This is a genomic window from Corynebacterium sp. HMSC059E07, assembly GCF_001814395.1.
GTDB lineage: Bacteria > Actinomycetota > Actinomycetes > Mycobacteriales > Mycobacteriaceae > Corynebacterium > Corynebacterium hesseae.
Genome location: NZ_KV816333.1, coordinates 104,762 through 126,185, shown reverse-complemented (window position 1 = coordinate 126,185; position 21,424 = coordinate 104,762). Strand labels below are relative to the sequence as shown.

General features: G+C 62.0%; 20 protein-coding genes. 11 read left to right on the top strand and 9 right to left on the bottom strand.

From position 1 onward, the window contains the following. Positions 1 to 61: 61 nt before the first annotated feature. The gene (locus HMPREF2967_RS10795) at positions 62 to 1,045 is read right to left on the bottom strand and encodes a nitronate monooxygenase (protein WP_070597533.1); all 984 of its coding nucleotides are present in this window, start codon (positions 1,043 to 1,045) and stop codon (positions 62 to 64) included. A gap of 39 nt (positions 1,046 to 1,084) precedes the next feature. Here HMPREF2967_RS10795 and pth point away from each other — a divergent pair, with 39 nt between their 5' ends. The 3 genes from pth to HMPREF2967_RS10780 are packed head-to-tail and all read left to right on the top strand — an operon-like array spanning position 1,085 to position 4,317. Beyond that, entirely contained in the window at positions 1,085 to 1,762 is a 678-nt protein-coding gene (gene pth, locus HMPREF2967_RS10790) for an aminoacyl-tRNA hydrolase (protein ID WP_070597531.1), read from the top strand. A 41-nt stretch (positions 1,763 to 1,803) separates the two neighbouring features. Beyond that, the gene (locus HMPREF2967_RS10785; protein WP_070683839.1) at positions 1,804 to 2,661 is read left to right on the top strand and encodes an SDR family NAD(P)-dependent oxidoreductase; all 858 of its coding nucleotides are present in this window, start codon (positions 1,804 to 1,806) and stop codon (positions 2,659 to 2,661) included. 24 nt (positions 2,662 to 2,685) lie between these two features. Further along, positions 2,686 to 4,317, top strand: coding sequence for a peptide chain release factor 3 (locus HMPREF2967_RS10780; RefSeq protein WP_070683841.1), 1,632 nt, complete (start codon positions 2,686 to 2,688; stop codon positions 4,315 to 4,317). On the opposite strand, the gene HMPREF2967_RS10775 is transcribed toward HMPREF2967_RS10780, so the two are convergent. Both HMPREF2967_RS10775 and HMPREF2967_RS10770 read right to left on the bottom strand, forming a co-directional pair. Continuing rightward, positions 4,314 to 5,879, bottom strand: a complete 1,566-nt coding sequence (locus HMPREF2967_RS10775) for an aspartate-alanine antiporter-like transporter (protein WP_070683843.1) — start codon at positions 5,877 to 5,879, stop codon at positions 4,314 to 4,316. The genes HMPREF2967_RS10780 and HMPREF2967_RS10775 overlap by 4 nt on opposite strands. Before the next feature lie 122 nt (positions 5,880 to 6,001). Continuing rightward, positions 6,002 to 6,871 carry a patatin-like phospholipase family protein gene (locus HMPREF2967_RS10770; protein WP_070683845.1) on the bottom strand — a complete coding sequence of 290 codons (870 nt, stop codon included), beginning with the start codon at positions 6,869 to 6,871 and terminating at the stop codon, positions 6,002 to 6,004. Positions 6,872 to 6,906: 35 nt separating this feature from the next. Here HMPREF2967_RS10770 and HMPREF2967_RS10765 point away from each other — a divergent pair, with 35 nt between their 5' ends. Together HMPREF2967_RS10765 and HMPREF2967_RS10760 are read left to right on the top strand one after the other, a co-directional pair. Then, positions 6,907 to 7,314, top strand: a complete 408-nt coding sequence (locus HMPREF2967_RS10765; RefSeq protein ID WP_070530594.1) for a hypothetical protein — start codon at positions 6,907 to 6,909, stop codon at positions 7,312 to 7,314. 6 nt (positions 7,315 to 7,320) lie between these two features. After that, positions 7,321 to 7,866: a gamma carbonic anhydrase family protein gene (locus HMPREF2967_RS10760; RefSeq protein WP_070520833.1), complete on the top strand. Its 546-nt coding sequence runs from the start codon at positions 7,321 to 7,323 to the stop codon at positions 7,864 to 7,866. Between the two features lie 128 nt (positions 7,867 to 7,994). On the opposite strand, the gene HMPREF2967_RS10755 is transcribed toward HMPREF2967_RS10760, so the two are convergent. After that, a complete protein-coding gene (locus tag HMPREF2967_RS10755; protein ID WP_070683847.1) occupies positions 7,995 to 8,651 on the bottom strand; it encodes a hypothetical protein in 657 nt (218 codons plus the stop codon). Positions 8,652 to 8,897: 246 nt separating this feature from the next. Between HMPREF2967_RS10755 and HMPREF2967_RS10750 the strand changes: the two genes are divergently transcribed. From HMPREF2967_RS10750 to HMPREF2967_RS10740, 3 genes are read left to right on the top strand one after another with little or no spacing between them, the layout of a single operon-like run. Next, entirely contained in the window at positions 8,898 to 10,094 is a 1,197-nt protein-coding gene (locus tag HMPREF2967_RS10750) for an NAD-dependent epimerase/dehydratase family protein (RefSeq protein WP_070563427.1), read from the top strand. Positions 10,095 to 10,100: 6 nt separating this feature from the next. Next, complete coding sequence (locus HMPREF2967_RS10745) at positions 10,101 to 11,243, top strand: glycosyltransferase family 4 protein (protein WP_070686404.1); 1,143 nt, start codon at positions 10,101 to 10,103, stop codon at positions 11,241 to 11,243. A 20-nt stretch (positions 11,244 to 11,263) separates the two neighbouring features. Further along, positions 11,264 to 12,400 carry a DUF6882 domain-containing protein gene (locus tag HMPREF2967_RS10740; protein WP_070686402.1) on the top strand — a complete coding sequence of 379 codons (1,137 nt, stop codon included), beginning with the start codon at positions 11,264 to 11,266 and terminating at the stop codon, positions 12,398 to 12,400. A 3-nt stretch (positions 12,401 to 12,403) separates the two neighbouring features. Here the strand turns inward: HMPREF2967_RS10740 and HMPREF2967_RS10735 are convergent, their stop codons facing one another. Continuing rightward, positions 12,404 to 13,438, bottom strand: a complete 1,035-nt coding sequence (locus tag HMPREF2967_RS10735; protein WP_070565755.1) for an enoyl-CoA hydratase/isomerase family protein — start codon at positions 13,436 to 13,438, stop codon at positions 12,404 to 12,406. 99 nt (positions 13,439 to 13,537) lie between these two features. On the opposite strand from HMPREF2967_RS10735, the gene HMPREF2967_RS10730 reads away from it, so the two are divergent. After that, positions 13,538 to 14,335: an HAD-IIB family hydrolase gene (locus HMPREF2967_RS10730; RefSeq protein WP_232770826.1), complete on the top strand. Its 798-nt coding sequence runs from the start codon at positions 13,538 to 13,540 to the stop codon at positions 14,333 to 14,335. Positions 14,336 to 14,393: 58 nt separating this feature from the next. Here the strand turns inward: HMPREF2967_RS10730 and HMPREF2967_RS13275 are convergent, their stop codons facing one another. Beyond that, on the bottom strand, positions 14,394 to 14,576 hold the full coding sequence (locus HMPREF2967_RS13275) for a hypothetical protein (protein ID WP_070530609.1): 183 nt from the start codon (positions 14,574 to 14,576) through the stop codon (positions 14,394 to 14,396). 226 nt (positions 14,577 to 14,802) lie between these two features. Between HMPREF2967_RS13275 and HMPREF2967_RS13270 the strand changes: the two genes are divergently transcribed. Then, positions 14,803 to 17,370, top strand: coding sequence for an acyltransferase family protein (locus HMPREF2967_RS13270; protein ID WP_232770825.1), 2,568 nt, complete (start codon positions 14,803 to 14,805; stop codon positions 17,368 to 17,370). A gap of 69 nt (positions 17,371 to 17,439) precedes the next feature. On the opposite strand, the gene HMPREF2967_RS10720 is transcribed toward HMPREF2967_RS13270, so the two are convergent. Then, positions 17,440 to 17,760, bottom strand: a complete 321-nt coding sequence (locus HMPREF2967_RS10720) for a putative quinol monooxygenase (RefSeq protein WP_070686397.1) — start codon at positions 17,758 to 17,760, stop codon at positions 17,440 to 17,442. A 99-nt stretch (positions 17,761 to 17,859) separates the two neighbouring features. Continuing rightward, positions 17,860 to 18,450, bottom strand: coding sequence for a hypothetical protein (locus HMPREF2967_RS10715; RefSeq protein WP_070683852.1), 591 nt, complete (start codon positions 18,448 to 18,450; stop codon positions 17,860 to 17,862). 157 nt (positions 18,451 to 18,607) lie between these two features. On the opposite strand from HMPREF2967_RS10715, the gene HMPREF2967_RS10710 reads away from it, so the two are divergent. Then, complete coding sequence (locus HMPREF2967_RS10710; protein WP_070683854.1) at positions 18,608 to 19,522, top strand: AEC family transporter; 915 nt, start codon at positions 18,608 to 18,610, stop codon at positions 19,520 to 19,522. A gap of 36 nt (positions 19,523 to 19,558) precedes the next feature. Here the strand turns inward: HMPREF2967_RS10710 and HMPREF2967_RS10705 are convergent, their stop codons facing one another. Then, entirely contained in the window at positions 19,559 to 21,394 is a 1,836-nt protein-coding gene (locus HMPREF2967_RS10705) for an ABC-F family ATP-binding cassette domain-containing protein (RefSeq protein ID WP_070683856.1), read from the bottom strand. Positions 21,395 to 21,424: the final 30 nt, after the last annotated feature.

Here is a 21,424-nt window from a genome sequence, read left to right as displayed (position 1 = left end):
CTTTGTATCCTTTACTCGTCAAAAAGGGTGTAAAACTATGTCCATCCGTAAATCTTAACCCCTATTCATGCCCGTTTGGGTGTAGTTGCGCGAGGATTTCCGCCACACTACCCCCGCCGATTTTCTCCACGTCGACGCCCACGAGGCAATAGTCCACGTCGGCGTCGAGCTGCGCACGACGCGTTTTCAGCAACGCGTTGAGATAGGGGTAGACCAAAGGCAGGTCCGGGTGTACCCGTGTGTAGGCAGTCTCCAGCCCGCGGGCGTAGCGCCCGGAGAACGCGCGGGTCGACACCGTCCGGCCGCCGCGGCGCAGAAGGCCACGGTTGTGCTCACTCGTTCCGGCTTCATCGGACAGCAAGAAGGCAGAGCCACAGCTGACTGCCTCTACCCCCGGCCACGCCAAGGCCTCGGCGACATCCTCCGCGGTGCGCAGCCCACCCGCGGCAATGAGCGGAATGCCCGTGACTTGATGCACCGCCGCAACAAGTTCTTTGAGCGGGCGCGGATCGGGTTCCGCACTCGGGTCCCATACACCGCGGTGTCCCCCGGCTTCAGGCCCTTGCACGCACAACACATCGACGCCGCGCGCGGCCGCGGACTGCGCCTCCTCCGGGGTGGTGACCGTGGTCCACGCCTCAGCCCCAGCGGCGTGGATGCGCGCAATCTCCTCTTCTTCAAAGACCCCGAACATCGACCACAGCACCGCTGCCCCACCATCCAGCGCGGCGTCGAGCTTGTCCTGCCAACCGAAGTCTAGGGGGACGTCGCCAAGCACGGCGTTCTCTTCGGCGGCAAGGGACCGTGCAGCCGCGAGCTCCGATTCTGTCAGCTCCCTCTGCGGATAAAAGAGGTTGACGCCGAAGCGCGTGCCGGCGCACGCAGCGATGGCCTCCCGCGCGGCGTCTACTGAAGAGCTCCCCAGGCCCAGCGCGCCAAAAGAACCGGCGGACTCAGCGGCGGCAACCAGTTCAGGCGTGGTGGGCCCACCGGCCATCGGGGCAGGTAGGACGGGACAGGTGATAGCCTCTAGAAGTTGACTCATGGTCCCCCAGCCTAAAGAAAATCCATCAAGGGAGTTGTTGTGTCCGCCATCCGTGACTTTTTCACCCGTCTCTTTGGCAGCGCTGAGGCTGCGCCGAAGAAGACGAAAAAGGCAGTCAACCCTGGACTAAGTCCAGCCGATTTAAGCGCTAAGTGGCTCATCGTCGGCTTAGGCAATCCCGGCGCGAAATACGCCGCGACCCGTCACAACGTGGGGTACATGGCGGTGGATGATCTCCTCGCCGAATCTGGCGACATGCTTGAACCCGTCACCGGGCACCAGCTCAGCGCCGCACAGCTCGAGCTCGGGGGCACGAAGGTCGTGGCGCTGCGCTCACACACGTACATGAATCTCTCCGGTGATCCCATCGCACCCTTGGCCGCGCAGCTGGGGGTTGCGGCAGAGAACATCATCGTCATCCACGACGAGCTCGACCTACCCGCCGGCAAGGTGCGCATTAAGAAGGGCGGCAACGAGAATGGCCATAACGGCTTGAAGTCGCTGAGCGAGCGCCTGGGCACGCGCGATTATCTGCGCGTGCGTGTGGGCATCGGGCGCCCGTCCAAGGGTGGTTCCATTCCGGACTGGGTGCTCGCGCCTGTCGACGCCAGCGCTGCCCTCGATTCCACCATCGCCACCGCTGCTGAGGCCGCCCGCCTCATCGTGACAGAGGGACTCAGTAAGGCCCAACAGGAAATCCATTCCCGGGCTAAATAAACCCCGGCGCGGCCGCGCTCAACGCCCTACACTGTCCAAGTATGAGCCGCGCGAGCAAGAACCTGCCTTCTGATCATGACCCTCGAACAATCGTCATTACCGGTGCTTCGAGCGGGGTGGGCGCGGCCGCGGCCCGCATCCTTCACCAGCGCCGCCCGCAGGATTCGCTCGTGCTCGTGGGCCGGAACCCGGAAAAGACGCAGGCCGTAGCCGAAGAAGTTGGTGCGGCCTTTCACGTGGCCAACTACGAGTCTTTGGGCCAAGTTCGCCGCCTCGCGGAAGAGCTAAGCCAGTACCCGCAGATCGATGCCTTGGGCAATAACGCCGGCGGCATGTTCGACGGCCCCTTCACCACCGCCGATGGCTTCGAGCGCACGTGGCAGATCAACGTTGTGGCGCCTTTTCTTCTGTCCTCTTTATTGCGCGATACCCTGCGGGCCAGCGACACCACCGTGGTGCAAACCGCCTCTTTGGCCAACGTCCTGTATTCCGCTTTCGACCCCGGTGACCCAAATACCTTTGAAAAATTCACCGCGGAGCGCGCTTACGGCAACGCCAAGTTGGGCGATATTCTTCTGACCCGCTACCTCGACTCGCACGGTCTGACCTCCGTGGCCTTCCACCCGGGCGTGTTGAATACTGGCTTCGGGCAAAACTCAACGAGTAGGACGAGCAAGCTGTATTCGACCACTGCAGCCAAGCATTTCTTGGGCAAGGCAGACAAGGGCGGCGAGAACCTTGCTTATTTCCTCAGCGGCACCCCGGGCATCCATTTCAATTCCGGCGAGTACTACAACAACAAGCGCAAGCCAGGCCTGCAGAGGCCGATTGCGAAGAAGCTCTCGGTGGCGCGGCGAGTCTTCGATGATTTGGGCCGCCAGCTCAATGTGGAGTGGTAACAGCCAGCGGCTAAACTAGCCCGCATGAGTATTGCCTCCGAAGCTTCCCGCCGCCGCACATTCGCCGTCATCGCCCACCCGGATGCTGGTAAGTCCACGCTGACGGAGGCGCTGGCACTTCACGCGCACGTCATCAACGAAGCCGGCGCGGTGCACGGCAAGGGCAACCGCAAGTCCACGGTCTCTGACTGGATGGAGATGGAGAAGGAGCGCGGCATTTCCGTGGCCTCCTCGGCCCTGCAGTTCGAGTACGCGCCCGAGGGCCACGAGGGCGAGCCCTACATGATCAACCTGGTGGACACCCCGGGCCACGCGGACTTTTCGGAGGATACCTACCGCGTGCTCACGGCGGTGGATGCTGCCGTCATGCTTATCGACGCCGCCAAGGGCCTCGAGCCCCAGACCCTCAAGCTGTTTCGCGTGTGTAAGGCCCGCGGCCTGCCGATCATTACGGTGATCAACAAGTGGGACCGCGTGGGACGAGAGCCGCTGGAGCTTGTCGACGAAATCGTCAACGAAATCCAGCTGCAGCCCACCCCGCTGTACTGGCCGGTGGGTATCGCTGGCGACTTCCGCGGCTTGGCCCACATCAACGATGACGGCGAGGCTGATGAGTACGTGCACTTCCTGCGCACCGCCGGTGGTTCCACCATCGCCCCGGAGGAGCACTACGCGCCTGAGGATGCAGCCGCGAAGGAAGAGGACGCTTGGGAGACGGCCGTGGAGGAAGCAGAGCTGCTGGCAGCCGACGGCGCCCTGCACGACCAGGAGCTCTTCGAACAGTGCGTGACGTCCCCGCTCATCTTCGCCTCCGCGATGCTGAACTTCGGCGTGCACCAGATCCTGGATACTCTGTGCGCCATCGCCCCGGCTCCGCGCTCGCGCGAATCAGATCCGCAGGCCATCGAGGCCGCTACCTCCGCCATCGATGAGGTACGTGAGGTCACCGATGACTTCGCGGGCGTCATCTTCAAGGTGCAGGCGGGTATGGACCGCAAGCACCGCGATAACCTGGCTTTCATGCGCGTCGTCTCCGGTGAGTTTGAGCGCGGCATGCAGGTCAACCATGCGCAGTCTGGGCGCAGCTTCTCCACTAAGTACGCTCTGACGGTCTTCGGCCGCACGCGTGACACCGTGGATACGGCTTACCCGGGTGACATCGTGGGCTTGGTCAATGCCGGTTCCTTGGCACCTGGTGACACGATTTACACGGGCAAGAAGGTGCAGTTCAAGCCCATGCCGCAGTTCGCGCCGGAGGCATTCCGCATCCTGCGCGCGAAGTCTTTGGGTGACTACAAAGCATTCCGCAAGGGCTTGGACCAACTGGCTGCGGAAGGCGTGGTCCAGATTCTGCGCAACGATACGCGTGGCGATGCCGCCCCGGTCATGGCTGCGGTGGGCCCCATGCAGTTCGAGGTCATGCAGGCTCGCATGGAGGTCGAGTACAACGTGGAGACCATCACCGAGCCCATCCCCTACTCGGTGGCCCGCCGTACCGACGCCGAATCCGCGCCCGAACTGGGCCGCCAGCGCGGCGTAGAAATCTTTACCCGCACCGACGGCGAGCTCATCGCGCTCTTTGGTGATAAATGGAAGCTGGCCTTCATTGAGAAGGAGCACCCGGAGCTCACCATCGAAACACTTGTGGCGGATTAGACCGTGAGCATCAGCGGAATGACCACGATTTTGACTATCTGCGCCACCACAATGGTGGCCGCGTAGCCAGTCATAATGCGGGAATCCGTGCTGATTCCTGTGGCGTAGTCGACCACGGCAGGCTGGCCAAAGATGCCGGAAACGCCGCCCGCGGTGCGGGTTTCTGACTGGCCGAGGAACCTGTTAGCCACAGCGAAGAGGACGACGACAACCACGGTAATGATGGCGGCGAGAACCATGCATTTCAGGCCCATCCAGGAGAATGCCGTGGACTGGAAAGCCTCACTCGAGGCCAAGCCCACCGAAGCCAGGAAGATAACCAGGCCCCACTGCTGAAGAGCCAGATTGATTGAAGCCGGAACCTTCCAGGGCACGCGGCGCGTGCGGTGCAGAGCACCGAGGACAAGTCCGGTTATCAATGGGCCGAGTGCAAAGCCAAGCTCAAAGGACGCACCACCTGGTAGCGGAACCACAATGAGCGCGATGAGGTAGCCCAAGAACAGACCACCACCGACAGCAACCCAGTTCAGCTGGGAATACCCCTGAACCGAGTCACCGAAGTAATCACGAATATCGCCCAGGCGGTCTTGATCCACAATCACCGTCACCCGGTCACCGGCATCGAGGTGCGTATCGAAGCTGGCCAGGAATTCTTCATCGCCGCGTTGCACGTGGACAATGCGGCCACCATAGCGCTTGAAGAGGTTGAGGTCCTCCACGGTTCGACCGGCAATATCGGAGTTCGACACCACCACGGTTTCAATGACCAAGCGCTTGTCCACGAAGGGCACTTGAGGCTGACGCTTGCCTAGGGCAGCGGTAAGCTCGTGCCTTTTCGCCTTCGTCACGAGTACGCGCAGGATGTCACCCTTGCGAATCTCCGGATGGTCCCCGGCCACGGTTCGGATATTGCCGCGGCGAATCGTGGCGATAACAAACTGATCCTCGAATCGCTCCACCAGCTCCTCGTAGGTGATGTCCTTGGTCACCCGAATAGTCCGGGAGCGAAAGACCTCCTCCGCGGAATTGTCCTTGTCCTTAGTGGCCGGCCAGGACTGCTTGAGCAGAAAAGCTACCAGGAGGATAGCGACGGCCACGCCTACCGGATAGCCCAAGGAGTAGCCCACGGCGGGCAGTTCCTCGCCCGTTTGCTGTTGCGCCACGGCAAGCGATGCCGTCGAGGTCGTCGCACCGGAGAACACGCCCACGGAGAGCAAGGGCGACAGTCCCAACCAGCCGCCCGCGAGAAGTGCCACGGCGGCAGCACCCACCACCGCTATCGCGGCAGTAATCATGTGCTTGAGCTGTTCAGAGAAGCCTTTGAAGAAGCGCTCGCCGGCAGACAAGCCCTGCATATAGATGAAGAGGCCAAGGCCCATCTCCTGCAGGCTGCTGAGGATCGTGCCGTCGAGATCGATAAAGGCGCCGATGGCCAATCCCACGAACAAGGTGCCGGCTGCGCCGAAGCGCAGCGGGCCGAAGGGAATCATGCCAAATAACGTGCCGAGCAAAGCAATAAAGAAAATGCTCAGCCAAATATTTCCATCAAATAGTGCCAACACGGGAAATCATTGTAAGAAAACACTCAGAAAACTCCATGCATGGGTCCGCTTCTCCTCCCTAGAGGAGGCGCGACTCACACCGTGTTGGCAAAAGTGAGTCGCGCACGACCCCGCTGAGCTCACTAGCTGCTGAGGAATTCCTTCCACGCCGGCCATTCGGCATAGGTCTGCGCGCGCCCAGCCTCATAGTTGGAGCGCAGCTTTGTCACAGAACGCTCAGTCGATGCCACCTGCATATCCTCCGGGAAGAAAAGCTGTGCGCTCCCCTCCTTTTCCAGCTCCAGAAGCCGGCCCTTGGAGGCGTTGTACCGGGCCGGCCGAGCAATCATCGCCTCCGCTACGGCAGGGTACTTTCGGAAGATTCGTCGCAGCGCCGCCGGCCGCCCCACCTCAGGCCGCACGTAGCCACGCGGTTTCGACCCCAGGAACAGGAACTTCTCAAACCCGGCCTTCTCCGCCTGCTCGATGAGGATGCCGCCGGATTCCCCCATGGCGCCGTCGACATACGGCGCACCGTCGATGACGCGCATCGGCATGATCAACGGCAGCGTCGAGGAGGCGCGCACACGCACCATCAGGTCTTCCTGCGTCTTGATGTCTTCACGCCCCCAATACACGCTCTCCCCCGTATCTGCGCGCGCGGCGGAAATGCACACCTGCGCCGGGTTAGCGTCAAAGGCTTCCCAGTCAAAGGGCATGTCCTGGTCCGCAGCCTTCTCGTAGATGAACTCCGCATTGAAGTAGCCGCTACCGCGCAACAGTGAGCCCAGGCCGCCGAAGCTGGGGTTCTTGGCAAAGTCCACGAAGGATTCCTCGGAGCGAACCACATCGCGGGAAAGGAAGTTCACGGTGTGCGAGGAGCCCGCGGACACGCCTCCGACCCAGCCGAATTCCACCTCCTCCTTTAGGAGTTTGACGATGCACGCGGCGGTATAGGAATTGCGCATACCGCCGCCTTCAATGACGAGTGCTGTATCTTTCGCGTCAATCACACTGCACGATGGTACCCCCGCGCTAGGATCGCGCCATGAGTTTGTTTTCCGCGGTAAAGGATATCGTCGATAAGCTCGGCGGCTCCCCCACCGTCCGCTTGGCCTCCCCGGATCCCCACGCCGTCGAGGTCTCCGTAGACCACCTGTCCGTCCACACGGCCGGCGGCCTCATCATCCTGGTTACCTCCCCAGCCGGCGCACAGGTACTCAGTGAGGTGGCGCGCTCCGGCGAGCCCGCGCGCTTAAGTGGCTCTAAGACCACGGTGCATCTTTCCCCCACGACGAAGGCACAGCGTCCGGTCCATGATCCCAAGCGGGGCTGGGCCATCCCGCTATCCCCTGCGGAACGGGACATGCTGGCCCAGATCAGCGCCACGCCCGGCGATTATGAAGTCTCCGAGTCGCTTGCGGTCTCCATCGAAACCACCCCTGAAGAAAGCTAGCCTGCCATGCTCATCCTTCCCTTCCAAGGACGCACTCCCCGCATCCACCGCAGCGCCTGGATCGCCCCGAATGCCACCATCATCGGTGACGTCACCATCGGCCCTGACTCCTCCGTGTTTTATGGCTCCGTGCTGCGCGGGGACGTTGGTTCCATCCGTCTAGGCGCCCGCGTCAATATCCAGGACAACTGCGTCATCCACGTTGAATCCACCGAGCCGTGTGTGCTGAAGGATGATGTCACCGTGGGCCACATGGCCATGCTCCACGGCACGCGGGTGGGTGCGGGCACGCTCGTCGGGATGAAAGCCACCTTGCTCTCCGGCTCCACCGTGGGCCCTGGCTCTCTCATCGCCGCCGGCGCGGTGGTGCTCGAAGGCCAGGACATTCCCGCCGGCACACTAGCCGCCGGGGTTCCAGCCAAGGTGCGGCGCGAGCTGAGCCCTGAGGAATCCGCCGCCTTCATACCGCACGCCGCGCGCTACGTCGAAATTTCAAAAAATCAGGCGCTGCTTGGCGACGCCCTCCCTCTCGACGCCGTCCTCTACGACTAGCAGTCGCAACTGCCGTTGTTGCCAAAACTCCCGAGCCTGCCGCACGATCTGGCCAGAATTTTGGCAACTAGGGCAGTTCCACCACCGCGAAGCTAGGACAGCTGCCGAGTCGCCTTGAAGGCAAGCCCCTAAAGCAGAGCGAAGATGCCCATGACCACCAGGAAAGCGGCCACGCCGTAGCCGCTCCACAATGCCACGGTGGTGGAGTTCTCCCGGGCCCACGCAAAGGCGCGTCCGGCCCAGGACTGTGGCTTCGCCCGCACCAGGGCGATGAATAATCCGCACACCGTCGGCAGCGAGAGCGCAAACGTGGCGTAGAAAAAGAGGCCACCGTACTTAACGGTATTGCTAAAGTCCCTGGCCGCTAGGTGCATCAGGCCATAGAAAAAGGGCACGGAGGTCAAGGACTGGATAACGCCCATGGCATAGCCCACCACAACGGTCTTAGCCGAAGGAGTGCGCAGCGGGCCGAGCAGTTTCTGCACCATATCGTTGGGTTCGCCCTGGGAGCGCCAGGCTAGAAGTCCCAGAGCAAGGCCAATGACTACCAGCCCCCACCCCAGCAGAGGCGATTCCAAGGCCGCGGCAACCTTGTCCTGGATACCGACGAATACGAACATCACCACGGCGGCTGCGGTGAGCACACCGAACCAATCGCCGACGATGACGAGGGCCGCAATCTTGCGGTAGCTCCCCCGCGGAAGCATGATGCCGATAGCCACCAGGATTCCGATCAGTAGGGCGTTGACGGAATCGGCAAAGGCATTGAGCACGGCTTCAAGCATGCGGGCCAGTGTACAGGGCGCGTTTGCAGAACTTACTCTGGACACCGAGCCTCCTGCGCCCTGCACCATGCTTTGCTCTAGTGGTGCAGCCCGAGGAAACATTCACTCACTGTTTACCGTTAAGGGCCCTCATGTGAGGGCCGTCAACGGTAAGGTATTGAAAAGTGCTTGCCGCCGCGACGGGGTTTCCCCATCGTCGGCGGCGCCGTAGCTCGTGCCCCCGACAGTGATGTGGAGAGATAAGTAATGAAGGTAGCGATTCTCGGCGGAGACGGCTTCTGTGGGTGGCCCGCTTCCCTTTATCTCTCCGACCAAGGCCATGACGTCATCATCGTGGATAACCTCTCCCGGCGCGCCATCGATGAGGAGTTGGGCGCGGAATCCTTAACACCCATCGCCTCCATTGAGGAACGCCTGGCTGCGTGGACCGAGGTTTCCGGCAAGACCATTGGCTTCCGCAACCTCGACGTGGCCCAGGACTACGACGACCTGCTCGAGTTCCTCAACACTGAGCGTCCGGATGCCGTGGTGCACTTCGCTGAGCAGCGCGCCGCCCCCTATTCCATGAAAAATTCGCGCACCAAGCGCTACACGGTGGATAACAACATCAACGCCACCCACAACCTGCTCGCCGCCATCGTGGAATCTGAGCAGGATATCCACGTCGCTCACTTGGGAACCATGGGTGTCTACGGCTACGGCACCGCCGGAATGAAGATCCCGGAAGGCTACCTGGACGTGCAGGTGGATGCGGGTGAGGGGGGCGTCGTCAAGCAGCAGATCCTGTACCCCTCCAACCCGGGCTCGGTCTACCACATGACGAAGGTGCTGGACCAGCACCTGTTTGCCTACTACGCCAAGAACGATGAGCTGCGCATCACCGATCTGCACCAGGGCATCATTTGGGGCACGCACACGGAGCAGACCCAGAAGGACGAGCGCCTTATCAACCGCTTTGATTATGACGGTGACTACGGCACGGTGCTCAACCGCTTCCTCATCCAAGCCGGCATCGACTACCCACTGACCGTGCACGGCACCGGTGGCCAGACCCGCGCTTTTATCCACATCCGGGACATGGTGCGCTGCATCGAGCTAGCTTTGCAGAACCCGCCGGCGCGCGGTGAGCGCGTCAAGATCATCAACCAGATGACGGAAACCCACCGCGTACGTGACTTAGCGGAGTTGGTTGCGAAGATCTCTGGCGCAGAGGTGGCCTACGTGCCGAACCCGCGCAAGGAATCCGCGGAAAATGAGCTCCACGTCACCAACGACACCTTCCTCAACCTGGGGCTGGAACCGACCACCTTGTCTGAAGGGCTGCTGCACGAGGTGGAGGAAGTCGCACGCAAGTACGCCGACCGCGCTGACCGCTCCAAGATTCCGGCGCAATCGCTGTGGACGCGCCAGCAGCACGCCGGCGTCCCCTCCACGGAGGCCTAGTCCTCCGTGCGCATCGCAATCGTTACCGAGGTCTTCCTCCCCAAGATCGACGGCGTGGTCACGCGCCTGACGCGCACTCTGGACCAGCTGGCCGCGATGGGCCATGAGGTCCGGATTTTTGCCACGGGCAAGGCCCCTGACTCCTACGCTGGTTTTGAGGTCACCCGCATACCCAGCTTGTCGCTGTGGGTCTACCCGGAAATCAAATTCGGCTTGCCCTCGTGGAAGTTCTTCAAGGAAATCAGGGATTTCGATCCCGATGTCATCCACGCGGTCAATCCCATTTGGACAGCAGCGCTCGGTGTCTTTGCCGCGCAGCGCGATGCCGTGCCGCTGGTGGCTAGCTTCCACACCAACGTGCCTGAATACGTCGATGCACTGGGCATCGGGTGGACCCGCCCGCTGACTGAGGCCGCTCTGAAGTACCTGCACAACCAGGCTGCGGTGAACCTATGCACCTCAGGCCCCATGGTGGATAAGGCTCGGGAGGTGGGGATCCACAACGTGCACCTGTGGCCCAAGGCTGTCGATACGCAGGCCTACCACCCCAGCCGCGCCACCGCGCAGATGCGCGAGCGCCTCACCGGTGGACACCCGGATTCCCCGCTGGTGACTTATATCGGGAGGGTCTCCAAGGAAAAGGACTTGGAGCGCCTCGACCACGTAATGCACCTGGTGCGGACAGAGCTTGGTGACGCCCGCCTTGCCGTCGTCGGCGATGGCCCTGCGCTGGAGGAGCTCAAGGCCAACTTCGATCCTTCGCACACCGTGTTCACCGGTTACTTGTCCGGCGAGGAGCTCGCCGCTGCCTTCGCTGTCGGAGATGTCTTCCTCTTCCCCTCCGCCACGGAGACACTGGGCCTTGTGGCGCTAGAGTCCTTCGCCTCGGGTGTGCCGGTCATCGGCACGAATGCCGGCGGTATTCCCTTCGTCATTGAGGAAGGCGTTACAGGACATCTCATCGAACCCGATGCCGATGATGAGGCCTGGGCCAGCGCTACCGTCAATCTTCTTCGTGACGCCACGCGTCGGGAGTCGATGGGTGCTGCCGCCCGCCGCGAAGCCGAAAAGTATTCCTGGGTAGAATCCACCCAAGCCCTCCTTCAGGCCTATGAGGAGGCTATCGAGCATCCCTTCTTCAGGGAATAAAACCAAGTCAAGGAGCACTAATGGACTCAGCCCAGGACCTGTACTCCGCTGGCGCCTTCATTCAAGCCGGCATCGACGCCGCGTTCTCCTCACGCTTGGGCGACGTGCGCGACGTTGAGGTGAACTTTGCATCTTCCGACTCCGAGCCCGCCACCGATCAGCGCGCAGTGGTGCGTTTTACTACCGCCTCTGGGACCTATGACTTCGATGGCCTGCGCCTAGCCACAATCCAGGATGGCCGCTTGCACTGGTCTACGGGGTTGACGGAACACGCGCCGCAACCGGAGTTCCACGGCCCGCAACCCGATTCCGCCCTGCTCCGCGGCTTGGCGCGGCGGCTCGTGGGTGACCGCCCAGTCATCCGCGTCCCGCAGGGCGAGGGCGAGGCGCTCGTCGCCGTCAACTTCGCGGAGATCCACCCCGATCCCCGTGTCAGCATCCTGGCCGGGCTTGAGCATACGGGGGATATTGAGGGAGGCGTCGACGAACACCTCGCCACCGCCGAGCTCGCCTCCTATGTGGGCGTGGCACCAGATGTTGTACAAGGCCTCGCGCACTTCCACGGCGCCCGGATCACGGCTCTCCCCCATCCCTTGGGCCGCGGCGGGCTCAGCGCACGCGATGTGCTGGCCGACGCCCACTTTATGGCCACCGAGCACAATTTCTTCCTGGAGGCCCGATTCCCCAACCTGTGGGCTGACCTTGACCCTGACACGTCGCGCACCGTGGTGAACTCTGATTATGGTTCGCTTACGGTTCCCTCCCATCTCATCGCCACCCTCAACGCCACAACGAACACCTTTACGTGGGCATGGGCGGACGAGCTCTCCGGTTCCATGTCCGCCCACGCCGCGGCGAACCTGCGCCGCTTCGGATATGACAATGCCATCCCCGAACTGATTCGCGCCCGCGTACCCATCCCCGAGGCACACTCTCTGCGCTTGCCGCAGCTAGCCATGCCAATTCTGGGGCTGTGGACCCTGCTGCCAGTGCAGCTACCCGACGGCCGCCAAGGGCTGGCGTTATCCGACGCCCCCGCGTTTCACCTGCCCGCGCCGTCACGGGCCGCCGCGCAGGCCACACTCAATGTTGCGGTGCCGGCGGGAGTGGATGAGCAACGGGCGCGCGCCGCTTACCAGCGGGCACGCCCTATATAACCGCTAGGAGCTCAGCACCGCGCGGAATTCTTCGACGTCAACGTCCTCCGTGGTCGCCGGGTTAAACGCTGCGTCCTGGGTCTTGTCCACCAGTACCGCACGCACGCCTTCGGAAAAGTCGGGGCGGCGGTACATATGCATGCCCAGTTTGAGTTCTAGCAGGAGCGCCTCACGGATATCGTCGACAGCGGCTTCCGCCTCATAGAGCTCATTGGCCGCGATGATGGCGGCTGGGCACGCGGCTGCCATGAGGCGACGCACCTCGCCGGCGATCTGCGGGCGCTTGTCCAGCTCCGCGGAAATCTCCTCCCACGTGGGCAGCGCGAAGGTCTCCTCCAGGTCTTGAGCCACCTGCTCGAGCGGTGCTGGCTGCTGTGGCGCGGGTAGGGCCAGCTCTTCCAGTGCGGCATCAATACCGCGCTCGATAGCGGCTTCGATCAGCTCGGCCGCATCCTTGACCACGTGGGTTGCCACGCCCGTCCACAGCATGTCCGCGGCATACATGCGGTACCCGCTCAGACCCCAAAACTTTGCCAAACCCGGCGAGGCTACACCGCGAGTGCCCACCATGCGCTGGGCCGCATAAGCTACTCCGACGTCCGTGACGTAGCCGATATTCATCTCCGGCATCGAAGCGAAGGCCTTTTCCGTCACCACGCGGTGCGAACCGTGCAGGGAAATGCCCAATCCACCGCCCATGACGACGCCGTCGATGACGGCGATGTAGGGCTTCGGAAACTCGGCGATATCGCCGTTGGTGAGGTACTCGCTGGCGAAGAAGGCATCAACCTCTTCCAGCTTGCCTTCCGCGATTCCCTCCCGCGCGTGGCGCACGTCACCGCCTGCGCAGAATGCCTTGGGACTGTTGGAGTAAATAAGGACCTGCTCGATGTCGTCATCCTGTGCCCACGCTTCGAGGGAGCGGCGGATGATGTCAATCATGTCCGGGTTCAAAGAGTTCAGGGCCTTCGGCCGGTTGAGTTCGAGGACTCCTGTGTGGTTGCGCACGGAAACGAGTACTGGATCAGTCGTAGTCATGCGCACCAGTGTTCCATATCACAAAAGTTTCAGCCACCTATTTCTTGGCGCTACGTTGGACATGGCTCCCTGCCTCTAGCTCAACACTTTTAGATTGGTGTGACTTACTTGCTCCCACAACTTGTTGCCCTTGATATGGACGGCACGCTCCTCGACGCGCATGGCCAACTCCCTGCAGACTTTTCGGAGCTCCAGGACCTGGCCACTGCCCGCGGCTGCGAGCTGGTTCCGGCCTCGGGGCGCCAACTGGCCACCTTGAAGGACATGTTCCCGAAAGGCGAAACGTTTATCGCCGAAAACGGCTCGGTCATCATGCGCGGCGGTGAGATCATCGCGGCATTCCCGCTTGCGGAATCCACCGTGCACGCGGCACGAGAGGCTGCTGCGGCCATCGGTGTGGAACATACCGTAGTTCTATGTTCCCCGGAGACCGCCTACGTTGCACGGGATGTGTCAGACGCGGCACGTACAGAGATTGCAAAGTACTACAAGGCGGTCACTTGGGTCGATGACTTGGATGCAGTGCCGGATAGCAACATCATCAAGATTGCTATTTTCTGCGAATCCGGTACTGAGGCGCACATTTACGATCCCATCGTCCGCGCCGTCCCGGAGGACAATGTCGCCGTATCCGGCAAGGTCTGGCTCGATGTGATGGCCCGCGGCGTGGAAAAAGGTATGGCGCTAACTAAGCTCGCTGAGCTCGCCGGTATTCCGATCGCAGCCACTGTGGCCTTCGGTGACTACCTCAATGATTTCGAGATGCTGCGCGCCGCCGGGACGGCTGTGGCCATGGAAAACGCGCATCCTCAGCTGAAGGAAATTGCAGATATCATCGCCCCAGCTAATACCAACAACGGGGTTAGCACCGTACTACGCCAGCTTTTGCGCACCTAACACGCTCCCCCGCAGCCTTGCCCGAGTAGCCCGTATGCACAGAGTAGGATTACTCGGGTTACTGAGCCTCAGTACCCGAACCCCGGTGTCTACCTGCGGAGTGTGTAGTGAAGAAGTTTTTGCGGTCGATGATGTCACGTTTGGCAAAGGGCGAGTCGTCTGCATCGAGTCCCGCTCCGTCCTCCTCGGCGGATTCCTCGAAAACTACCTCGCCTTCACCCGCTGCAACTTCCGCGCGCACTGCGCCTGCTACGCCTTCTCAGTCCCCGCCACCTGCTCAGTCCACCGCGCCTGCAGCGAGCGATAAGCCTGCTAAGGCAAGCACCCCTAAGACTCCACCGGCACCCACTGGGCGTGGCCCGCGTAATACCCAGCGTCCTGCCTCTCGGCCTGGCCGCGTACGCCCGCGTTCGGCTGAAGACTTCACTCTAGATCTGACTCCGGATGCACTTCCCAAAGCCTCGGCAGTGAAAAAGGCCAAACTAGTTAAGGCCCGTGAGGAAGCCGAAGTAGCCTCGACCGGTCGGCGCGGCCCACGTCGGGCCATTCCACGGCATCCGAACCCGCAGGCCCCCGCCCAACGACGCCAGGCACCTGCAACGCCCAGCGCCGACAAGGCTTCAACAACCAAGCCATCACAAGCTCAGCCCGCTGCGAAGCAGCCACCTGCACACGGCGACAAAGCACAGTCTCCTTCCCCGGCTCCAGCACACCCCAAGCGGCAAGAAGGAGCCGAAAAGGCCGCGACGGCCCCGAAACCCAAGAAAGCCCCGGCGACTGCAAAGGCCAACGAGGAGACAAAGACCGAGGCGGCCGCAAAGCCCCGGGAAACCACAACGCCCCAAAAGAGCAAAGAAACTGGGGATTCCAAGCAGCCTGAGAAGAAGGCTTCAACCGGCACCGAGAACGAGATTTCGCGTGCTCTGGCCCGCCGCTCGCAATCCGTCGGGGCGTTAAGCGCCAAGCAGGAAAAACGCCGATCAGAAAAGCGGCGAGTAGCACAGGCTTCCCCCACTGCCGCCGCTGCAGCCGCCCCTGCAACCGCAACCGTCGCGGCGGGCACAGCCGCCGCAGCTCCAGCAGCTGCTTCTGCGTCCGCCCGCAACGCAGCCGCCTCTGGCCCCACTGCCCCCACTGCCCCCGCTGGCTCAAAGCGCCGTGCGCGTGCCCGCCTGCGCCAAGTGCCGGGCCTGGATGGTCTGCGCGGTCTAGCGGTCCTCGCCGTGGTGATCTACCACTTCTTCGGGGATATTCTCCCCGGCGGCTACCTCGGTGTGGACATGTTCTTTGTCCTTTCCGGGTTCCTCATCACCTCGCTGCTTGTTCGCGAGTTCAACGTCACTGGACGCATCAGCCTCAAAGGCTTTTGGCTCCGCCGCTTCCGGCGAATCCTCCCGGCCGCGCTCATAGTCCTGTCCATATGCACGGCGATAGTGGCGCTCATTGGTGGGGACCTGGCCGTTGGCATCCGCGAGCAATTCTTGGGCACGTTCTTCTTTGTCAACAACTGGACCCAAATCGCCACGAGCCAAACCTATTTTGCGCCTAATGAAGTACAAGTTTTCGCCCACTATTGGTCCTTGGCTGTCGAGGAACAGTTCTACCTGATCTGGCCGCTGTTGATGCTTGGCGTCTTTGCCATTTCCCGCCGCAAGCCCAAGCGCCTGCCCATCGCCGTATCGCTCATCCTCGCATGTGCGTCGGCCGTCGCCATGGCACTGCTCTATAGCCCAGGCGAGGATCCCACGCGTGTGTACTACGGCACCGATACCCACGCGTTCGGTCTCCTCATCGGCGCGATGCTGTCCCTCCTCATGACCTCCACTGACAAGGACATGGACGCGGATTCTTGGCCGGCCGCAAACAAGGGCATACTCGCCGGAACCGTTGGTTCCTTCGCATTAGTTGGTTACCTCGCGCAATTGGTGTGGATGGGCGCAGATCGGGATTTCACCTACCGCGGCGGCCTCGTCCTTACCAGCGTCCTCGGCGCGGCAATGATTTGGGCAGTGGTGCGCGAATCTGGTCCCCTCACGTGGATCTTCCGCACCCGTGTGATGCGGTGGCTGGGCCAGCGCTCCTTCTCCCTCTACCTCTGGCACTGGCCGGTGGTAATGATTGTCCACGCGCTGTCCGACGCCCCCTCCTGGCTCCTAGGCCTCCTTTCGCTTCCGCTGAGCTGCGTGCTGGCTGAGGTGACCTACCAGTTTGTAGAAAATCCCTTCCGCCGCGCCGGATTCCGCCCTACGTGGCACGCCTACTGGGCTGCACGCCCCAGCGCGCAAGAGGTCAAAGATGGTTTTGGCAAGGCCATGTGGCCTGCCGTTCCCGTCCTCGTTGTTCTTTCCGTACTGGGCGTGGGCTACGCGCTGGTGACTTCGGAGGATAAGAGCGAACTGGAGCGCGAGCTCGAGCGCATGGCGCTGTCCAACGAACAGGCGGAGAATTCTGCCCCGGCACAGTCATCGTCTGTCCCCGCAAAGCCTTCCGAGACCACGAAGCCGAAGGAAAAGCGTGCGCTTCCCACTGGAAACGAGATTAGTGCTATCGGTGATTCCGTCATGCTCGCTGCCTCCGAGGCTCTCAATGAGCGTTTCCCGGGCATTAGCATCGACGCCACGATCTCCCGCCACTATTCGGCAGCCCTTCCCGTCATCAAGGCGCAGAAGGATTCCGGGCAGTTGCGCTCTACCGTGTTTGTGGGCTTGGGAACCAACGGGGCTACGTTTGAGGGCCAGATGGACGAGCTCATCGACATCGTCGGCCCCGAGCGCACGCTGATCCTCGTCTTGCCCTACGGCGAGCGCGATTGGATGGGACAGGCACGCGCCGAAATCATTGACGCCGCGACTGCTCACGACAACGTCTACATCGCAGACTGGTGCGGCATGGCCCAGGAGAACCCGGCCATGCTTTACGACGACGGCGTCCACCCGCTCCCCGAAGGCGCACATCTTTACGCGGATGCGCTGTACGACGCCATGGAGCAATACGCCAACGAGGAAAAGGACCTCACCACCGTCTGCTCCCGCTAGCTAAAAAGCCCCGATCATCGCTAAAAGCCGCCCGGCTTATGCCGGGCGGCTTTTGTCAACGCGTGGGGTTTAGACCGAGAATTCAGCCATCTTGTCCCATTCCGTCTTACCGTCGATGTGAGTGTTGATGATGTCCGGGGTCTCCACCAGGTACTTCGGCAGCTCCTCGCACGAGCGCTTGAAGTGCTCGGTGCTGACGTGGTCGACATCAGTGCCGTCCTTATAAGACTCGAGGAGCAGGAAGCGCTGCTTGTCTTCCGGATCGCGGAACCACTTGAAGTCAATGCAGCCGGGCTCTGCCTGGCAGGCCTTGGTGTACCAGTCAATCTCTTCCAAGAAGGTATCGGCGTACTCGGGCTTGACGTGGAACTGTACGTTGATCAAAATCATGGGCCCCACTGTAACCTTCTCCGCGCAAACGTGCAGAAGGCCCTGCCTGTAGCGGCAGGGCCTCCTGTAATAGCGGCCTATCACCGGCCGCCTGAAGGTCTACTTGTTGAAGAAGTACTCCGCAACGTAGACGTGGGTGCCGTCGAAGGCCTGCGCAACACCGAAGCCGGTGCCGTCAGTCTTAGTCACGGGGACGTCGCGGTTGAGCCAGTTCACGCGATCCTTCGCTTCCTGCTCCGTGAGCTTGTAAATGTTACCGCTGCCCTCTTCCAGGTGAGTCAGGCCATCGCCAGCATTGTCTTGGAAGGTAACCTTGCCGGCCGCAGCCTGGTTTGCCCACTCCTGGGCAATGTTCTTGGCGTTGGCATCGTCGTGGTGGCCCTGCTTAATCAGGTGGGCATGGGTTGCGCCAACGAGCTCATCGGCCACCGCCGGGGTCGGCTTCTTGATGAAGTCCGGCAGCTGGACGTTGTACTGCTTAGCCAGGTCATACGCCTGCGCAGGAAGCTCAACTTCAAAAGAGTTGACCTGCTCCACAGCCTGGGAAGACAGCTGGTTCAGGTCCTGGGGCTGTGCGGACGATGGGTTAGCCGGGGCGGCCTGGGCAGCAGACACCGAAAGAAGGGCGGTGAGGGATACCGCCACGGCGGAGGTAGCGGACAGACGGGAAACGCGACGCAAAGAATTCATAAATACCACTGTGCCATAAGTCCGCCCGCGTTAAAAAAGACTTCCCGGTCATACGGCATTTTCGATATCACTTTGTTATCAGCTGCCGGTGGAAAAGACTGGCGTGGAAGAATGACCGAAGACTTGCTTTTAGAATTCTTCGAGAGGTTGATCACTGGTGCTGGATGTCTTAACCGGGTTTGCCATCATTTTTGTGGTTATCGGTGTGGGGTTCATTCTGGGGCACCGGGGCGTTATCGGCCACGGTGAGGCGCGCCTGCAGTTCAACCGCACTGCGTTCTGGGCTGCGACTCCGGCGCTCATCTTCTCCAGCGTGGCCACCTCGGATACCTCTACTTTTATGTCTCCGGTTGTCGCTGTCATCGCGATTGCTTCGGTCGCCACGATGGCGCTGTATGGCTTTCTCAGCCTGGTATTCTTCCGCCGCAGCGGGGCTGAGACGATGGCCGGAGCGGCCGCGGCCAGCTATTACAACTCCGTCAACATCGGGCTGCCCATCGCCACCTATGTCATCGGTGATGCCACCTTTGTGGTGCCAGCACTCGTGCTCCAGATGGCAGTGCTCTCCCCCTTCATCATCGCCGGTCTCAATGCACAGGGGACAAGCCTGCGCTCGATAAGCAGCTCTGTGTTCTCTGGGCTTACGGCACCGGTTGTCATCGCTGCCGTCGCCGGCTTCATCGTTTCTGCGGCAGGCTGGCACGTGCCAGAGGTCATCATGGCGCCCCTCGAGATCCTCGGCGGGGCCTCCATCCCAATGATCCTGATGAGTTTCGGAGCTTCCCTCACTGGAGACGGGTTGCTGGCTAGCGACCGCCTACCAACCATGACCGCCACCGTGCTCAAGCTCGCAGCCATGCCAGCCATCGCCTTGGCGACGGGCCTAGCCTTGGGCCTGAGCGGCAAGGAGCTATACGCGGCACTCATCTTGTCTGCGCTTCCGACCGCGCAGAACGTTTACAACTACGCCGCGACCTACCAATCGGGAGAGACGGTGGCGCGCGATACGGTCTTCCTCACCACTTTTCTCTCCTTGCCGGCCATGCTCGCCATCGCAGCATTCTTCGGGTAAGACTGGCCTTCGCTGGCGAGCACTAGCCGTCGAACACTAGCCTTCCAGCTTCTCCCCCAGCTCCAGCCATTCCATCTCTAGCTCCTCGCGCTCGGCGGCCACCGCTTTGAGGTCGGCGTCGAGCTTGGCCAGCTCGCCGCTGTTTCCCTCTCCGGAAGACATCTTCTCCGCGGCCTGCGCCATCTTTTCATTCAGCTTCGCCGTCTTGTCGTCGAGCTTGCCCATCTTGCGCTCCAGCGCGTTCATCTTCTTGGTCAGCTCGCGCTCCTCCTGGGAACTCAGCCGTTTTACCGGGGCGGTTTCCGTACGCTGACCATCGGCGTTCTTCGAAGCCTCGCCCAAGTCGAGCACACCACCGGCGGTGGCGGCTTCCATCTCCTGGCGGCGGCGCAAGTACTCCTCGATTCCGCCCGGCAGGTTGGTGAGCTTGCCATCCCCAAACAGCGCATAGGTGTTGTCCGCGATGCGCTCAATGAGGTAGCGGTCGTGAGAAATGACCACCAAGGTTCCCGGCCACGAGTCCAGCAAGGATTCAAGCTCTTGGAGGGTATCGATGTCGAGGTCGTTCGTGGGCTCGTCGAGAAGCAGCACGTTTGGCTCCGCCATGAGCACACGGGTCAGCTGCAAACGGCGGCGCTCACCGCCCGATAGGTCACCGACGGGTGTGCGCTGGCGCTTGGCGGAAAAGCCCAGGCGCTCGGCCAGCTGGGAGGCAGAAAGCTCTTTCTTGCCCAGGTGGACGTAGGTGGCGACGTCTTCGACGGCGTCGAGAAGCCGGCGCTGTGGATCCAGGTCATCGAGCTCCTGGCGCAGCCACCCCAGGCGCACGGTCTTGCCCTCAATGCGCTTGCCAGCGGCAAGCTCGACTTCGCCAGCAAGCGCGCGCAGCAGCGTGGTCTTGCCGGAACCATTAACGCCGACGAGGCCGATGCGCTCGCCCGGCGCCAGCCGCCAGGTGAGGTGATCCACCAGCGTGCGGCCATCTGGTGTCGTGACCTTTGCATCCTCAAGCTCGATGACGACTCGCCCCTGGCGCTGCTTAGAGAAGGCCATGAGCTCGACCTTGTCGCGCGGCGCGGGAACATCCGCGATGAGTGCCTCGGCTGCCTCAATGCGGTAGCGCGGCTTCGAGGTACGGGCAGGCGCCCCGCGGCGCAGCCACGCCAGCTCTTTGCGCGCCAGATTCTGGCGGCGCTGCTCGATGGCATCGGCTTGGCGGGCGCGCTCAGCGCGGGCAAAGGTCCAGTCGTTATAGCCGCCCTCGTAGGCATCGACGACGCCGTCGTGCACCTCCCAGGTCGTGGTGGCCACAGTGTCGAGGAACCAGCGGTCGTGCGTGACAACGACCACCGCCAGCTTGCGCGAAAGCAGGTGGCTGGCCAGCCATTGCACGCCCTCGACGTCGAGGTGGTTGGTCGGCTCGTCGAGAACCACGATGTCGAGGTCTTGAACGAGTGCGGCGGCCAGGTTGACGCGGCGGCGCTCACCACCGGAGAGCGATCCCACAGGGGTGTCTAGCCCTAAGTCAACAATGCCGAGGCCGCCGAGGACATCGCGCACCTTGGCGTTAGAAGCCCACTCGAAGGTTTCCAGCCCGAGCGGTTCGATGATGACTTGGGCGATGGTGAGGGACTCCTCCAGCTCGAACCGCTGGGTTACCACCGCCATGCGCAAATCCGAGTTGTGGGATACGCGGCCCGCGTCCGGCGGCTCAATGCCGGTGAGGACCTCCAGCAGCGTGGTCTTGCCGCCGCCGTTGACGCCGACGATGCCGATGCGGTCACCGGTTTGAACACCGAGGGAGACCCCGTCCAGCAGGGTCTTCAGACCAAAGGACTTGGTTACATTTTCCAGGTTAATGAGGTTCGCCATATCGAGAGTCCATCTTAGTGCCTCAGCCCG

Coding starts and splice junctions, on each gene's coding strand:
- HMPREF2967_RS10795 (WP_070597533.1), bottom strand. CDS start 1,045: ATGAGTCAACTTCTAGAGGCTATCACCTGTCCCGTCCTACCTGCCCCG.
- HMPREF2967_RS10785 (WP_070683839.1), top strand. CDS start 1,804: ATGAGCCGCGCGAGCAAGAACCTGCCTTCTGATCATGACCCTCGAACA.
- HMPREF2967_RS10780 (WP_070683841.1), top strand. CDS start 2,686: ATGAGTATTGCCTCCGAAGCTTCCCGCCGCCGCACATTCGCCGTCATC.
- HMPREF2967_RS10765 (WP_070530594.1), top strand. CDS start 6,907: ATGAGTTTGTTTTCCGCGGTAAAGGATATCGTCGATAAGCTCGGCGGC.
- HMPREF2967_RS10760 (WP_070520833.1), top strand. CDS start 7,321: ATGCTCATCCTTCCCTTCCAAGGACGCACTCCCCGCATCCACCGCAGC.
- HMPREF2967_RS10755 (WP_070683847.1), bottom strand. CDS start 8,651: ATGCTTGAAGCCGTGCTCAATGCCTTTGCCGATTCCGTCAACGCCCTA.
- HMPREF2967_RS10750 (WP_070563427.1), top strand. CDS start 8,898: ATGAAGGTAGCGATTCTCGGCGGAGACGGCTTCTGTGGGTGGCCCGCT.
- HMPREF2967_RS10740 (WP_070686402.1), top strand. CDS start 11,264: ATGGACTCAGCCCAGGACCTGTACTCCGCTGGCGCCTTCATTCAAGCC.
- HMPREF2967_RS10735 (WP_070565755.1), bottom strand. CDS start 13,438: ATGACTACGACTGATCCAGTACTCGTTTCCGTGCGCAACCACACAGGA.
- HMPREF2967_RS10720 (WP_070686397.1), bottom strand. CDS start 17,760: ATGATTTTGATCAACGTACAGTTCCACGTCAAGCCCGAGTACGCCGAT.
- HMPREF2967_RS10715 (WP_070683852.1), bottom strand. CDS start 18,450: ATGAATTCTTTGCGTCGCGTTTCCCGTCTGTCCGCTACCTCCGCCGTG.
- HMPREF2967_RS10705 (WP_070683856.1), bottom strand. CDS start 21,394: ATGGCGAACCTCATTAACCTGGAAAATGTAACCAAGTCCTTTGGTCTG.